Below are 14842 nucleotides of genomic sequence, written 5' to 3' on the forward strand. Positions count from 1 at the left end.
TATGCAACACAGTTTATCTACTTTTGTTTCCACCTTTTTTAAGTTTCAGAGTGCAAAATAAAGCTGATTTTTTTGCTTTATCTCACGCTGAAAATTATTTTGAAAAAATTAATCTAATAGCTGATTACGCTGCTTCATTTTTTCGAGTTGTTTATTTGTTTCAGTGATAAACCATTCTGATCGAAGTAACGTAGAAAGAGCTTGGTCATTTACTGTAAATTCATTTTTTGATGCTAATGTATCAAGCAGCCTTTGTTTGACGTCACCAACAGAGAGTCTGGTCTGAAGTAAGTCTTCCAAATTTGCCATGACAGCCGGATTGACAGGCGGGTAACCATTTTTGCCGAAATCTATCCCTAAGCTTGCTTTGTAAAAATCACGGACACTCTCACTACGCTTTTGTTGATCTCCGTTTACGCTTAAATAAATCATAACAGAAATACCATCTTTGACGCGGCGTTGAGCAATTCCCGCAAATTTTTTTCCATCAATGCTTAAATCAAAAGTGCCTGGGCAGTAAGATTCTGTCACTTCAAAAGCATTGATTTTATGCGTAGAATCTTCAAACGTAAGTTTTATCAATTCCCACATCAGCGTGTACCCCTGATCGATACTCAGCTTTTTATCAGCAGTATTTGGTAAAATCAGTGAGATGTTCAAGACGCCCTCATCTGCAATCACGCCCAATCCGCCTGCATTACGAACAACAGGATGATAGCCGGACTTTTCTAAAGAGGTCAGACCAGCTGAAAGATCAGTGACACGAGTGTCTTTCATTCCAAGGATCATCGCTTGATCTAACTGCCAAAAATGGATGATCGGCTGTTGGCGGATACCTGTATATGTCGTCAGAACATCAGTTAAGGCAAAAGGCAAAAAATAATCTTTTTGAGTCAAACACTGCTGATCATACAAAAAGATAGAATCGAAGTGGGATAAACGTTCTAAACTATTCATCTGCATCGTCATCCTGCTTCACCCGAGAGACATAATCTTTTACTTCTTTATTCATCTGGTTATATTCATTTGTAAACCGCATTGGCTTGCTGATGATACGCATAGGCATCGTTGCGAGAAATTTACTGAAATCTTGACGGGCTTCTTCTGTTAAGCGACCGGGTTTTGAAACTAAGCGTTCGTATAAGTAGTGATAAAATTGATTCATCGCATCAATGTCAATACTCATCTGGTTATGGCATTCAACGCATTCGATGCTGGAAATGATTTCATTCATATACTGAATATCATGTAGTGTTTCTTTTTGGCAATGCATACAAAAGAGCATTGCTTTTTCATCGTGAAATAACATCTTTATCCACCTCCATTATCTATTATATACGATTTAAGCGAAAAATCATGCTTCATTGCGGATAAATAATAACTAAAGTTGAAAAATCTTAAAGAAATCAAAAAAAGATGGAGAAAATCTTGCTATTGAAGCAGGAAAACTATAATATATTTACATATGATCACAAGATGAACAATTGCAAAGGAGTAAGTGCATGAATCTGAAAATAAGCATGACCGAAAAGAATGCTCGACTTGATAATGTTTCTGCATTAAGAAAAATGTGGGAGATTCGAATATTCGAAGAAATGATCCAGCAACTTTTTGATGAGGGAGAGCTGCATGGCACAATGCATCTATGTATAGGACAAGAAGCAACAGCGGTCGGTGGAGCCGGCATTCTTGATCAAAGTGACTGGATTGTGTCTACACATAGAAACCATGGGCATTGTATTGCAAAAGGAACAGACATCCGTGCAATGTTTGCTGAAATGTTAGGAAAAAAAACAGGAACGAATGAGGGAAAGGGCGGTAGTATGCATATCGCCGATCTAGATGTTGGTAATCTAGGTTCGAATGGGATCGTAGGCGCTGGTTTTCCGATTGCAGCTGGAGCAGCTCTTAGTGCCCAAATGCAAGGGTCAAACCAAGTAGTGTTATGCTATGCTGGCGATGGAGCCACCAATGAAGGCAGCTTCCATGAAGCATTGAATTTAGCGTCTATTTGGCAATTGCCGGTGATATATTTTATCGAAAACAATCAATATGGAATGAGCAGCTCGATCGAGCAGATGGTCAATATCGACCAGCTGTCTGAACGTGGAAAAAGCTATGGTATCGAAGGGATTACAATCGATGGTAATGATTTGGATGAAGTTGCTCAAACGGTTGCTAAAGCCGTTGAAAAGGCAAGAAATGGCGGCGGCCCTACTCTTATTGAAGCATTGACTTATCGGCATAAGGGTCACTCAAAATCGGATAAACTAATGTATCGATCAGAAGCAGAATGTCGTCAATGGCAAATATATAATGACCCAATCGTTCGGCTGGAAACGAAGTTGATCCAACAAGATCAGATGACTCCAGAAGATATTCGTTTACTGGAAGAGTCGATCCGAAATGAGTTTTCAAGTCTTGTTGCTTCTGTCAAACAAGATGAAGAACCCACAAGCAATGATCTTTGGACACATGTCTATGCGGAGGAGAATAAATGAGAACGATCACTTACTTACAAGCAGTCAATGAAGCTCTTGACGAAGCTTTAGCTCAAGATGAACGTGTGTTTCTTTTGGGAGAAGATATTGGGATTTATGGCGGTGGTTTTGGCGCAACTCAAGGCTTGCAGGAAAAATATGGTGTACAGCGGGTTCGTGATACGCCTATCTCTGAAAGTGCGATTGCAGGAGCAGCTGTAGGGGCAGCTATGACAGGGATGCGTCCAGTAATGGAGTTACAGTTTTCAGATTTCATCACTGTAGCTATGGATCAATTAGTCAATCAGGCTGCAAAAATCCATTATATGTATGGCGGGAAAGCAAATGTTCCTTTGGTGATGCGAACGGCAGCTGGATCGGGAACAGGTGCGGGCGCTCAACATTCGCAAAGTTTAGAGAATTGGATGGCGCATATTCCTGGTTTGAAAGTTGTACAGCCGTCAAATGCATATGATGCAAAAGGGTTGCTGCATGCGGCAATCAAAGATAATAATCCTGTCATGTTTTATGAACACAAATTATTATATAAGACAAGCGGAGCTGTTCCAGAAAAAGCGTATGATTTACCGCTTGGTGTAGCAGATATAAAATTGACGGGATCAGATATTACGATCATAGCGACTGGGATTATGGTCGACAAAGCATTACAGGTAGCAGCAATCGTCAAAGAAAAAGGCATTTCGGTCGAAGTAGTCGATCCGAGAACTTTAGTACCGTTAGATGAACAAACATTGATTCAGTCTGTTGCGAAAACCAAACGAGTGATCGTAGCTACTGAAGCTGTTAAAAATAGTGGATTTAGTGCGGAGTTGACTGCGGTTATCGCGGAATCTGATTTGGCAACAAAATTAGCTGCACCGATTATACGTTTAGGTGGAGAATTTGTTCCAATGCCGGCTCAAAAATCACTCGAAGCACAAGCAACACCTCAAGTTGATTCGCTCGTTCAGGCAATCGAGCAATCGATGTCTTATAAAGAGGATCAAGCATGAAGATCAGTGAAAATCGAAGAAAAATGTTGAAGATCGTAACAATGTATTACGAACAAGGCCTGACACAAGCAGTTATCGCCAAAAAAATGGGCATTTCTCGTCCAGTGGTCTCTAAAATCCTCCAACAAGCGAAAGATAGTGGCATCGTATCTATTTCGATCAAAGATGAATCAGCTTATGTGGTAGAATTAGGATTGCGTTTGGAGAAAAAATTTCAATTGCGAGACGTACTTGTTATTCCTGCAAATGAACAAAAAAGACCCGAAGCGATCAAAAGAGAAGTCAGCAGTGCCGCTTCGATGTATCTTAAAGAACATTTGACACCGGATATGTCTGTTGGGTTATCGTGGGGAACGACTTTAGCGGATATGATCGATGAAATGCCTTATTGCTCTTTTCCTACGATCAAAGTTTGTCCTCTAGTCGGAGGGGTTTCAAGTGAGCATTTGTATTTTGATACGAACCATTTAGTTTTTCGTTTAGCGGAAAAATTGAATAGCCGCTGTCAGTATTTTTATGCGCCTGCACTTGCGGAAAGCATCGAACTGGCTGAGATCTTAAACAAGACTAATTTAGTCAAAACCGCGATGGATCAAGCAAAACATGTAGATCTAGCAATTATTGGTGTTGGAAATCCGAACGAAAGCTCTACTTGGAAAAGATTAGGGTATATTGGCGTTGAGGAAGCACATATGATCGAACAAACCGCAGTTAAGGGAGATGCAGTAGCGTCACTATTTGACAAATATGGCCAAACAGTCAACAATGAAATAAGTAAACGAATGCTTGGAATCAAGGTAGAAGATCTTGCTGAGATGCCAGAAGTTATGGTGATTGCCATTGGTGAGGAAAAAGCAGAAAGTATTTTGCCGTTACTGATCGGTAAACGCTGTACAATACTGGTGATCGATCAGACAATTGCAGAAGCATTGCTATGAACGATGCACTCTAAGTTTGAACTAAAAAACAACGGTTTTTATTGTCTAGTTTCATGAGCTAATTTTTCGAGAAAAAGATAAAATCTCAAAGTGGTAAAGAGCACCACCTTTCGATTTTCCTATTTTCTGTCAAAATTGAACGAGCTCATTCCACTTTTATTATCTAGTTTCGTGAGCTGACTTTTCGAGAAAAAGATAAAATCATAACGCGGTATAAAGCACCGCATTTGATTTTCCTATTTTCTATCAAAGTCAAGTGAGCTCATTCCACTTTAAAATTAAGGAGCGTGTCATTATGGATTTATCACAAGGAACACCAGTGTCGATTCAATTGAAAACAATTGTCGATCAAGAGGGAGAGAAGAAGAATTTTTATTTTGATTTAGAAGGTCAAATCGTCAAAATTGGCGATACACTTTATATTCGTTATAAAGAAGAGCAGGAAGAGGGGGAACCTGTACCTGTTACGATCAAGGTCGAGCCTGATGGGAAAATTCAGCTGATCCGCGCAGGAGGATTACGGATGCGTTTGAAATTTGCTTATCAAGAGCGTTTAGATACTAGTTACAGAACTCCTTATGGGCTATTCCAAATCACGACGTTCACGCGCAATCTACGCTTTAGTTTGAAAGATCAGCCGGTAGCAGGAAGCATTCTAATCGACTATGATTTGTACTCTCAAGCAGAAAAAATCGGTGAATATCATTTAGAATTAGAATTTACTGCGTAATTATGTAAGAATCAATTGATTTTTTCTTCATGTTTTTGTATGATAAAGAGTAGACTGTGAAAGGACGTGTACCGTTTGGAAATTAATGTATTTGACGGGTTGAACAAAGATGAACTATCCATGATCGAAGTTGCGCACGCAATTTTAGAACAACGTGAAGATGTGATGGATTTCTCTGATTTAGTAAACCAAATTCAAAATTATCTTGGAAAATCTGACAGCGAAATTCGTGACTCTTTAGCACAATTTTATACTGACTTAAATATTGATGGCAGTTTTATCTCTCTAGGAGATAACCGTTGGGGCTTGCGCTCATGGTATCCAATCGATTCTATCGACGAAGAAGTAACACATGGTTTAGAAGATGATGAAGAAGATAAACCACGCCGTAGAAAACGTAAGAAAGTCAATGCCTTTATCATTGATGCCAATGATGAAGACGTGATCGACTACAACGATGATGATCCGGAAGATGCAGAATTAACGGATGAAGATGAAGACGATATTCTTTATGATGATGATGACGATGAGGATGAAGAAATCAAAGCATATAACTCTGATCTTCAAGAAATCGGTGCAGATTCAGATGATGAAGAAGAAGAGCTTCCTGGCATTGAAGAAGACTTGACTATTATTGATGAAGACGATGTAGATGACGACTTTGACGATGAAGACGAGTATGCCGACGAAGAAGAGTAAACTGATTTCAGCGAATGTTTTTACATACAAACATTCGCTGATTTTTTTATTTTTCTGAATGGAAAATTTTTTTGATCATTTTTTTGAAAAAAAGAAACAAATTGATTGACAAATGGTCTATATCTTTGTAAACTATCACTGTTAACAAAACGAATAGCGTTTTCATGTGACTGGATAATACTAGGCATGGAAGAATTTCTTTAAAATATGATATACTCATATTTTGACGGGATTGTTCTATGCTTTTTTTGTTGCTCTGGCACGTGAATGCGGACGATCTACTTCTGCAGAAGAGGAATGTTTATGAAAATCAAAAAGGTGCTTAATCAAAATGCAGTACTTGTTGAAGATGTCGGGCAGGAAAAAGTAGCTGTTGGCAAAGGAGTGGGCTTTAACAAGAAGAAAAATGACTTGTTATTCCCGCAACAGGTGGAGCGGATGTTTGTGATGGAACCAGACGGTGTAAAAAAACTGCAAGTTCTACTATCACAAATCGACGAAAAGTATTTCTTTGTAACAGAAGAAATCATTGCACATGCTGAGATGGTTTTAGGTGAAAAACTAAATGAGCATATCAATATCGGGCTAAGTGATCATATTGCCTTTGCGGCTGAAAATATTCAAAACAATATCATTGTGCGCAACAAACTTTTAAATGAGATCGAAATTCTTTATAGTGAAGAATTTTCAATTGCACAATGGGCTGTTGAATATTTAACGCAGACATTGGAAATCCCATTTAGCTATGATGAGGCAGGTTATATTGCTATCCATATTCATAGTGCTCGCAGCGGGCGGACGGATAATAGTAAAAGTATCCGTGAAGTCACAATCGTTTCAGAAATCATTCATTTAATCGAGCAAGAATTAGGGATCAATATTCATGATGAAAAGATGAGCTTAAGTTATTCTAGGTTAGTCAATCATTTGCGCTTGTTTATTCACCGTTTTCAGCAAAATCAATATGCAGTACTGGATGATGAAATTTTAGATGTAGTCCGCAAGAAATATGCGGAGAGCTATGAAATCTCTAAAAAAGTCCAGGTTTTGTTAATGAGGAACTTTCATTATCAGGTTCCAAACGAAGAATTAGGTTATCTCGCGATTCATATCGAACGCTTGAGGATGACCAAATAAAAGAATAAGGGGAGAAACAAAAATGAAAGCATACATGCAAAGAATGGGACGTTCATTGATGCTTCCTGTAGCCGTATTACCGGCAGCAGCGATTTTGATGGGGATTGGTTACTGGATCGATCCAAACGTAATGACTGGATTAGGCGATCCGAATTTCTTATCTGTTTTCTTAGTGAAAGCAGGGGGCGCGATCATTGATAACTTACCAGTATTATTTGCGGTTGGTTTGGCATTAGGTATGTCTAAAGATAAAGACGGTGCAGCAGCCCTTAGTGGACTAGTAGCGTTCTTAGTTGTAACAACATTACTTTCAAGTGCAGCAGTTGGTGCGATGAAAGGAATTCCAGTTGAGCAGGTCGATCCTGCATTTGCGAAAATCGGTAATGCCTTTATCGGTATTTTATCAGGTTTGATCGCAGCTGCGATGTACAATCGTTTCAGCCAAGTGAAATTACCGATGGCTTTATCATTCTTTAGTGGGAAACGATTAGTACCGATCATGACTGCTTTAGCAATGTTAGTTGCTTCAGGCGTATTGTTCTTTGTTTGGCCAGTTGTCTTTTCTGGCTTAGTAACTTTTGGTGAATCTATCTCTAAATTGGGTGCTGTAGGTGCTGGTCTTTACGGATTCTTTAACCGTTTATTGATTCCGACAGGTTTACACCACGCTTTAAACTCAGTATTCTGGTTCGACGTAGCTGGTATCAACGATATCGGAAACTTCTTGTCAGGTGCTGGTGAAAAAGGTGTCACTGGTATGTATCAAGCTGGGTTCTTCCCAATGATGATGTTTGGTTTACCAGCTGGAGCATACGCGATTTATCGTAACGCTCGTCCTGAAAAGAAAAAAGCAACTGCTTCATTGATGATCGCAGCAGCTTTTGCTTCATTCTTCACAGGTATCACTGAACCATTAGAATTTTCATTCATGTTCGTAGCATGGCCATTATATGTATTGCATGCTATTTTGACAGGTATTTCATTATTCATCTCAGCAATTTTCCACTGGACAGCAGGTTTTGCATTTAGTGCTGGACTAGTCGACTTTGTGTTAAGCTTACGTAATCCAATCGCGAACCAACCATACATGTTGATCGTTCAAGGACTGGTAATGGCTGTTCTTTACTTCGTAGTATTCGACTTTGCAATCAAGAAATTCAACTTGATGACACCAGGTCGCGAAGAAGGTGAAGGCGAAGAAACACCAGATGTTGCAACAAGTGGGGATAATAAATTCGCTGTATTAGCAAGCAGAATTTATCAAGGTCTTGGCGGAGATGCAAATGTTACTTCTATCGACAACTGTACAACTCGTTTACGTTTAACAGTGGCTGATACAAGTAAAGTCGATCAAGGGAAAATCAAAGCAACTGGCGTTCCAGGTGTGAAAGTCATTGATGATACAAATATTCAAGTAATCGTTGGGACAGAGGTTCAATTCGTTGCAGACGAAATGAATAAAATCCGTAATGGAGCTGCTCCAATTTCAGGTGAACCTGTAAAAAAGCCTGAAGTGAAAGAAGAAGTAGCAACATCTGCTGCAACAACAAAAGAAACTGAGTTGTTTGCAGTAGCGAACGGGAAAGTTATCCCGATCTCTGATGTACAAGATGATGTTTTCTCAGCAAAAATGATGGGTGATGGATTTGCGGTCATTCCAACAGACGGTGAAGTAACAACACCAGTTGCTGGTAAAATCACTAGTATTTTCCCAACCAAACATGCCTTAGGAATCCAAACTGATTCAGGTATCGAAGTACTATTACACATGGGCTTAGATACAGTTGAGCTAAAAGGTGCACCATTTACGCTTCATGTTGAAGAAGGTCAAGTAGTAAAACAAGGCGATAAGATCGCTACGATTGATCTAGCTGCGCTTGAAGCGGCAGGTAAAAAATCAGATTTGATCGTTGTATTTACAAATCAAGATATTGTTGATAACTATGATCTAGCTAAATCAGGTCAAGAAACTTCAGCCAATGATACAATTGGTAAAGTAACAGTAAAATAATAGCCGTTATTTACAGCTGAACAAAGATAGAGCCGTCGTGATTCTATCTCGTTCAGCTGTTTTTTTAAACCCTCGTTTTATTTTTAATGTTTTTGTTCTCTTGCTTTATTTTTTTTCTATGCTATGGTTAATGTGTAATTGTTTTTAGGAGGAGATTATCTTGCGCGAATAAGGCTGGACACAAAGAAGTGCCAGTTGATGATCCTATGGTTTCTTTGTGTCATATTGATTGAATATGATGAAGAAAAGGGAGATAGATCAATGATTATTGTTAAAGGAAAGAATTCAAGAAAAATCGAGAAAGTCTGGGATTTAGTCAAGAGAGAGCACACTGGTAAGAAAGTTGCGGTTGTCGGATATTCTGGAGAGATTCCTTATAATTTTATTCGAGCAAAACAAATGCCGGCCTATGAAACGATGACAAGACATAATACGCTTAACGACTTAAAACGTTTTTTAAACGACACTAAAAATAGATTTGAAGCAATTATTCTTTATATTGATTGTGACACTCATATGATCGATCAAATTAAAGAGATGACAAGATCTTATCAAGAGAAATTTATTTTGACGGTTTATGATGAAAAGGAAATCGAGCAAGTCGTTGATAGAATTTAAGGTGGGAAAAATATGAAGGAAAATACAGAACGGTTGTTGGGACTGATCGAAAAATTTCAAACAGAGGAGCTTTCCCTGGATGATGCAATAGAGTTACGTCGCTTATCGGCTGAATTTGCAAATGTATGCGGCGAAAACGTCGAACGTAAGATGGATCAATTTTATAACAAGTAATTTATTAAAAGGATGGTGCTTAAAACCATCCTTTTTTATTTTTGTTTCGCCACTTACAATTAGTAAGCATATAAGTTGTACTTTTTTTAAATAGGTATATAATAGCATTACAAAGGTCAATAAAGGTCAATGGAAAATCCTTTTATTGATCCTTTGAAGAAAATAGGAGGTTTGTAAATTATGGCAAAACAACATTATGACAGAAGTAAACCCCATGTAAATATCGGCACGATCGGTCATGTCGATCATGGGAAAACAACATTGACTGCTGCGATCACTACAGTATTAGGGAAAAAAGGCCTAGCAAACCCGCAGGACTATGCTAGTATTGATGCAGCACCAGAAGAAAGAGAACGTGGGATCACAATCAACACCGCCCATGTGGAATACGAAACAGACGCTCGTCACTATGCTCATATCGATGCTCCGGGACATGCGGATTACGTGAAAAATATGATCACAGGTGCAGCTCAAATGGATGGTGCGATTTTAGTCGTTTCAGCAACTGATGGTCCAATGCCGCAAACAAGAGAGCATATTTTATTGTCTCGTCAAGTCGGTGTTAAATATCTGATCGTCTTTCTTAATAAAACAGATTTAGTAGATGATGAAGAGTTGATCGATTTAGTTGAGATGGAAGTTCGTGAATTACTTAATGAGTACAATTTCCCAGGCGATGATACACCGATCATCAAAGGCTCTGCATTAAAAGCACTTCAAGGAGATCCAGAAGCAGAAGCTGCCATCATGGAGTTGATGGATACTGTTGATTCATATATTCCTACACCTGAAAGAGATACAGATAAACCGTTATTACTACCTGTAGAAGATGTCTTTTCAATTACAGGACGAGGAACTGTTGCTTCTGGTCGTATCGACCGAGGAAAAGTGAGCGTTGGTGACGAAATTGAAATCGTAGGGATTAAACCAGAAACACAAAAAGCTGTGGTGACTGGAATCGAAATGTTCAGAAAAACATTGGATTATGGTGAAGCAGGAGATAATGTTGGTGTACTTTTACGTGGAATCACTCGTGATGAAATCGAACGTGGACAAGTAATTGCTAAACCGGGTTCCATTACTCCACATACAAAATTCAATGCAGAAGTCTATGTTCTTACAAAAGAAGAAGGTGGACGTCATACACCATTCTTTACAAATTATCGTCCACAATTTTATTTCCGAACAACTGATGTAACGGGAGTTGTTGAACTCCCTGAAAATGTTGAAATGGTTATGCCGGGTGACAATGTGACGATCGATGTTGAATTGATCCATCCAATCGCTGTTGAAAAAGGAACGACCTTTTCAATTCGTGAAGGCGGACGTACAGTCGGTTCCGGGATTGTGACAGAAATAGAAAAATAGAAAAAAGTCGTACTAAGCGTGTATGTCAAAAAAATCTGTTTTGACGTATACGCTTTTTTATTATATGATATGGACTAAAAAAGGGAGCGTTCGTTAATGGAGTGTTTGGTTTTGAGGGTAGATGCATTTACTAAGGTCATTGGACAAGGGAATCCAGCAGGTGTTGTCTTAAACGGTGATCAGTATAGTACAAAAGAGATGCAGGAAATTGCGAAAAAAGTCGGCTTTAATGAAACAGCTTTTTGTTGTTCGAGTGATCATGCAGATATTAAATTACGATATTTTACACCAGGACACGAAACACCATTATGTGGCCATGCGACGATGGGGAGTATTTTTGCTTTATATCATGGAAAAGGAAATCAAAAGCGAGTCATTGAAACGAAAGCGGGGCTTCTTTCGGTCGATTATAATGATGAACAATGTGAAATCACGATGACTCAAGCGGAACCAAAGTTTATCGACTTTACGGGAGATAAAAAAGCGCTTTGTCGGAGTTTAGGGATCGAAAAGACAGATCTTGATCCAAGTTTACCGATTCAATATGGAAATACAGGCTCATGGACCTTGCTAGTTCCGGTTAAAAATGAAACAGTTTTGGACAAAATGTCAGCAGATACACAATGTTTTCCTGAGCTGTTGACTGAGATACCAAAAGCTTCTGTTCATCCCTTTACAGTGCTTTCAAAAGAAGCTGCTATGATGACTGCAAGGCATTTTTCATCTCCATTTTCAGGAACGAAAGAAGATTCTGTTACTGGTACCGCTTCTGGTGTGATGGGAGCTTATGCTTTAAATCATATTTATCTTGATGATCAGAGAAAAGAAATCACTGTTTTCCAAGGGAAACATGTAAACAGATCAGGACAGGTTTTAGTTGATGTGATCAGAGGGGAAAAGGCAGCTCATTCGGTCAGAATAACTGGCACAGCCTGTTTGAACGAAGAGATAAAAATAACATTAGATGAGAAAAAAACGAGACAAAACTGAAAATCAGTTTTGTCTCGTTTTTTTCTAAATCATGATCAATGATGGTCTAAAAGTAGATTATTCAGTAATTCTGTAACGATTTGTATCAATTACAACGTACTTCTTAACGTTGAGATCTATTTCTAAGAATACGGCGAATCCCGTGAACATTTTTTTGCTTTTCAATAGGTGCGTTGTCAATGATCAATAGTGCGATCATAACATAGGCGATGAAACTTTCTCTGGAATAAAGGGTATAACGCGAAACCCAGGCAGTTGCATATTTTTCTTTATAATCCCGCAATCCTTGAAAAGAATAAAAGCGAGAGCCAAATTCATAAACAAGATAAGCGATCCGTTCTTGGATAAAGCTTTTTCTCGATGTTCCTACATTCGATAAGGGAGCCATTCCTAAATTGAAGTAAGCTAGGCCTTCTTCTTGCATATGTTGGAATAAGGAGATAAAAAGATAGTCCATTACGCCAGAGGGAGCTTCCTTGCTGTATCTCATTAAATCGATCGTTCCTTCTTCTTTTGTGTAAGTCGGCATGATATTTGCAAATGCAATGATTTTTCCTGATTGATTTTTCGCTACAGCGATTTGGCTGCGAGCTAGGTAATCTTCATTGAAAAAACCGAGAGAAAATCCTTTTTCTTTGCGGCTGCCGAGCCACTCATCTGAAACTTGTTTTAGCTCTGACACTAACTCATCTGAAAAAGGAGGGGACAGAACCTCGAAAGAATAGTTCTCTTTAGTGAAACGATTCATAACAGCCCGCTCACTTTTCATTTTTTTGCCGGATAAAGTAAAGCTTGGTAAATCAACATGAGCCTCTTCACCCATTTTAATGAAATCATAGCCAAACTCGTGTAAAAACATTACACATTCTTCTGAAACTTCATAGAAAACAGGCAAATATCCCCAACGATCAGCTTCGTTGATGAACTGTTCGATCGCATCAGAAAAATCTTCTTTATTTCCGGAAGGATCTCCCATAACGATGCACTTGTTGTTGATCGTTTTAAATTGTATCAAGACAGTATCTTCCTGAGCACTATTTTGATAAATATACATATCTTTGTCACCAAGAAAAACCAATTGACTGTCAGTATTTCCTCCATAATTCAACAAAAGTGATAATGCCCGTTCGTCATCTAGCGGCATACCGATTTTATAGCGTTTGCCTTCGAGATAACGAATGAATAAGTAGCTGACTAAAGTGACCAGTAAAATACCAATAAGACCAGATAACCAAATTTTCTCAGATGGGAATAAGAAAAAGGAAATAAATTTGTGCTTGTGGTGAGGGAAGGCCGGCAAGTTATAGACACCGATCACGATATATAAGATTGTCAGCGTTAGAAAAATCACGCCATCGACTGTGATCATCTCCCAAGAATACACAAGTTGTTCTCTAAATAATTGTCGCTTAGAAAAGACAATGATAAGTAAAAGTAAACTTAGAAATAAAATCACTCCCCAGCTAAAATCTTTCATAAAGGTATAACCAAGTGTAATGACGATCAATCCGATCGTGGGAAAATATGCTCGTTTCACACGAGCCGCGATGCCTCTACCAGTAATCAAGAGCAAAAAGCCTAGTAAAATTGCTGGAATTTGTGTAATGATCCGAAAAGAAAGTGGATTTAGCCGTTTGAGCCAAGTCAACTCTATAAAAGCTTCAGGAATCGTAGCTGATAAAACAATCATAATTCCAGAAAAATACATTAGGAAAACAACAAATTTATGTGCTACTTCAGTTGAAAGCTCTCTGGGAATACCAGAATATCTTTTATTTAAGGAATAACTCAAATTATTCATGAAGAAAATCACACCGATCAGAAACGGTATAATATAGTAAAAGAGTCGATAAAGTAGGATCCAAGCAACGACAACCTCGCGAGAGATACCGAGTGCAGACAATCCGAGGATCATCAATAAGTCGAAACTACCAAGTTCACCAGGAATCATCGAAACGATTCCGATAACTGAAGCAGCAATAAATAATGGGATGATTTGTAATGGATTCATTTTGACACCCATCAGCATGCCGATCAACAAGAAGCTGCCTAAAACGCCTGTCCATTCCATGAAAGAGGTCAAGATCAAGCCAGCACGTGTTTTTCTATCGATATCCCCGATATAATTATCTTTCTTGAAAAAACTAACAAGTAGTACGATCGGAAAATACAGACTACCGCCAATTAACCAAACCCAATATTGTTGGATATAGTCATTTGTATGCCCTAGTGTTACTAATAAAAATGAAATCAGACTATAGATTGAAAGACCGGACATCAAAAATAGTAAAATTTTCGAAAGTGCCTGAACAACTCTTTTGCCATCTTTTTCTTTACCGTAGAATTCAGAGCGTAGTCCGATACTGATCAATCCGCCGAAGCCTGCAATATTATTGATCGTATTGATCATCCAGCTGCTTTCAATTAGAAATCTTTTCTTGGGATGTTGTCCTAGTATCTTGTTGAGGATTACATCATAATTAAGCATCGGCAGCACAGAGACTAATCCAATAAGCAGCATCAAAGCAATTTTCCAAAGAGGAATATCTTGAAAAACGATACCTAATTGATTGAATGAGATCGTTTTACTGATCGTAAGAAGTTCACGCAAGATGATAATAATAACTGAAAAAATAAAGATTATTTTAAAATAACTGATTCGTTCCTTGAACCATTGCAGCATT

At 38.5% G+C, this 14842-nt stretch carries 14 protein-coding genes; 11 read left to right on the plus strand and 3 right to left on the minus strand.

Annotation, left to right across the window (positions count from 1 at the left end; all coding sequences use genetic code 11):
• Nucleotides 1-108 precede the first annotated feature (108 nt).
• Together H3T55_RS07045 and H3T55_RS07050 are read right to left on the minus strand one after the other, a co-directional pair.
• Nucleotides 109-957, minus strand: coding sequence for a biotin/lipoate A/B protein ligase family protein (locus H3T55_RS07045; protein ID WP_225533917.1), 849 nt, complete (start codon nucleotides 955-957; stop codon nucleotides 109-111).
• Nucleotides 950-1309: a hypothetical protein gene (locus tag H3T55_RS07050; RefSeq protein WP_087640145.1), complete on the minus strand. Its 360-nt coding sequence runs from the start codon at nucleotides 1307-1309 to the stop codon at nucleotides 950-952. The genes H3T55_RS07045 and H3T55_RS07050 overlap by 8 nt, the downstream gene beginning before the upstream one ends.
• A 193-nt stretch (nucleotides 1310-1502) precedes the next feature.
• Here H3T55_RS07050 and H3T55_RS07055 point away from each other — a divergent pair, with 193 nt between their 5' ends.
• From H3T55_RS07055 to H3T55_RS07105, 11 genes are all read left to right on the plus strand, one after another.
• Nucleotides 1503-2501, plus strand: a complete 999-nt coding sequence (locus H3T55_RS07055; protein WP_225533918.1) for a thiamine pyrophosphate-dependent dehydrogenase E1 component subunit alpha — start codon at nucleotides 1503-1505, stop codon at nucleotides 2499-2501.
• Nucleotides 2498-3493 (plus strand): alpha-ketoacid dehydrogenase subunit beta, encoded by a 996-nt coding sequence (locus H3T55_RS07060; protein WP_225533919.1) that lies wholly within the window; start codon nucleotides 2498-2500, stop codon nucleotides 3491-3493. The genes H3T55_RS07055 and H3T55_RS07060 overlap by 4 nt, the downstream gene beginning before the upstream one ends.
• Nucleotides 3490-4431: a sugar-binding transcriptional regulator gene (locus tag H3T55_RS07065; RefSeq protein ID WP_225533920.1), complete on the plus strand. Its 942-nt coding sequence runs from the start codon at nucleotides 3490-3492 to the stop codon at nucleotides 4429-4431. Before H3T55_RS07060 ends, H3T55_RS07065 begins: the two co-directional genes overlap by 4 nt.
• A gap of 295 nt (nucleotides 4432-4726) precedes the next feature.
• Entirely contained in the window at nucleotides 4727-5161 is a 435-nt protein-coding gene (locus H3T55_RS07070; protein WP_087640141.1) for a DUF1934 domain-containing protein, read from the plus strand.
• 75 nt (nucleotides 5162-5236) lie between these two features.
• Nucleotides 5237-5860 carry a DNA-directed RNA polymerase subunit delta gene (gene rpoE, locus H3T55_RS07075; protein ID WP_263864664.1) on the plus strand — a complete coding sequence of 208 codons (624 nt, stop codon included), beginning with the start codon at nucleotides 5237-5239 and terminating at the stop codon, nucleotides 5858-5860.
• A gap of 303 nt (nucleotides 5861-6163) precedes the next feature.
• Entirely contained in the window at nucleotides 6164-6997 is an 834-nt protein-coding gene (locus tag H3T55_RS07080) for a PRD domain-containing protein (RefSeq protein ID WP_087640139.1), read from the plus strand.
• 22 nt (nucleotides 6998-7019) lie between these two features.
• A complete protein-coding gene (nagE, locus tag H3T55_RS07085; protein ID WP_225533922.1) occupies nucleotides 7020-9008 on the plus strand; it encodes an N-acetylglucosamine-specific PTS transporter subunit IIBC in 1989 nt (662 codons plus the stop codon).
• 261 nt (nucleotides 9009-9269) lie between these two features.
• Nucleotides 9270-9626 carry a hypothetical protein gene (locus H3T55_RS07090; RefSeq protein ID WP_087640425.1) on the plus strand — a complete coding sequence of 119 codons (357 nt, stop codon included), beginning with the start codon at nucleotides 9270-9272 and terminating at the stop codon, nucleotides 9624-9626.
• Nucleotides 9627-9638: 12 nt separating this feature from the next.
• The gene (locus H3T55_RS07095; protein WP_225533923.1) at nucleotides 9639-9800 is read left to right on the plus strand and encodes a hypothetical protein; all 162 of its coding nucleotides are present in this window, start codon (nucleotides 9639-9641) and stop codon (nucleotides 9798-9800) included.
• 180 nt (nucleotides 9801-9980) lie between these two features.
• Entirely contained in the window at nucleotides 9981-11168 is a 1188-nt protein-coding gene (tuf, locus tag H3T55_RS07100; protein ID WP_225533924.1) for an elongation factor Tu, read from the plus strand.
• 96 nt (nucleotides 11169-11264) lie between these two features.
• Nucleotides 11265-12158, plus strand: coding sequence for a PhzF family phenazine biosynthesis isomerase (locus H3T55_RS07105; RefSeq protein WP_225533925.1), 894 nt, complete (start codon nucleotides 11265-11267; stop codon nucleotides 12156-12158).
• Between the two features lie 103 nt (nucleotides 12159-12261).
• On the opposite strand, the gene mprF is transcribed toward H3T55_RS07105, so the two are convergent.
• Complete coding sequence (gene mprF, locus H3T55_RS07110; RefSeq protein ID WP_225534144.1) at nucleotides 12262-14841, minus strand: bifunctional lysylphosphatidylglycerol flippase/synthetase MprF; 2580 nt, start codon at nucleotides 14839-14841, stop codon at nucleotides 12262-12264.
• Nucleotide 14842: the final 1 nt, after the last annotated feature.

It is taken from the genome of Enterococcus sp. S22(2020), from assembly GCF_020295385.1.
GTDB classification, from domain to species: Bacteria; Bacillota; Bacilli; order Lactobacillales; family Enterococcaceae; genus Enterococcus_L; species Enterococcus_L dunnyi.